General features: G+C 33.3%; 1 pseudogene. It reads right to left on the reverse strand.

The features are described from left to right. Window positions 1-792: 792 nt before the first annotated feature. Window positions 793-1,398, reverse strand: a pseudogene (locus tag LJC66_RS27310) (MobV family relaxase); the annotation flags it as partial.

A 1,398-nucleotide genomic window follows, 5' to 3' on the forward strand; every position in this document is an offset into this window, starting at 1 on the left:
CCTCTTTCCGGAACACACGACAAAAAGAATCCCTTGCGCTGCAAGGGATTTAAAACAGCCACCTCTTACAAAGTATGCAGCTTTTTATACATCGTTGATAGAATAGGCATTCTATTGATCAAATCAATGAAAACAATGTATAAGAAGTGCACGTTTTATACATATGTACACCTACCAACACATATTTCATTTACCAATAATTACATACGCTTTTAAAATGAATCATCAAATAAAATTTGTTAATATTGATATTGAGATGATTATCTATTAACGGATTAATCTGTTAAAGAATCAGCAAAAATCCTAACTCTGATTTGCCCATTAGAGTTAGGATTTTTTTATTATTAAACCTACCCTCTCAAAAAATAGCCTACATACGAAAAATATGATAAGATTAATATCAGACTATTCTTACAAATTTCAACGTAGCAAAAAAGCAACCTCGATTTCCTATGACGAAGATGAGGTTGCTTCTTTTGTTTTTAAAACTTGTCATACAAATTTTATTTTTCATCTTCACAACTAAAAAAGTTTGTGATATACTTCACATATAAAGATATCCATGACAAACCAGAACACTCTTGAATGTAAATTGTAAAATAAGAAAAGCTATTTCACTCCGATGCCAATACGATTGAAATAGCTTTTTTTATATGGCTTTAACTATGTTTATAGACCAGAAAAACCGTAGTCATAAGCATTCAACAATAAATAAATATCATAACCAGCTACCACTGCAAAAGCAATAAGTAAGAGTGTCGTTTTCATTTTACTCAACTTCATGTCTCCTTTTTAGCGTTCTAGGTCTTGATCCTTTTGTTTTGATTGTTTTCCAATTCCACGTACATATTGAAAAAATGAAATCTGTTTCATCTTCTCCACATTCTGATCAATCCAATTTAACGCTTTTTCCTTCCAAGCTTTCAATGTTTTATTCTCTTCTTTTAATTCACGAACCTGCCTATTAGCATAATCAAGGTCTTCTTTTGGGACATAATCCTTTATATAACCAAGATTCATCTTCGTTAAGCTCTCATTCACTTCTTTTTCCTTTACAAGCTCTTTTTTTGTTTTTTCATGTTTCTGCTTCTCAATCATTAAATCATCGCTGAGAGAGCCTATATGAGCTTTATATTGGGTATCTAGTTCCCTCTTAACCTCATCTTTTACATTTTCCTTCTGTTCAGCTGAAAAGTCACGGACAAGCTTCTGACGCATTTGTTTCTTGGCTTTTTCTACTTGGCCATCTTGATCCGCCACATAAACCTCTAATTCTTGCTTTGTTTCACTTAAATCATGCTTTAATGCTTTATTCTCTTTCTCATAGCGATCCACCTCGTGACTCAATGCATGCGTGCGCTCATGCTCGGCCGCCAATGTTTGCTGCAGCTCTTTTGT

Source organism: Priestia sp. TSO9 (assembly GCF_021029645.1).
GTDB lineage: Bacteria > Bacillota > Bacilli > Bacillales > Bacillaceae_H > Priestia > Priestia megaterium_E.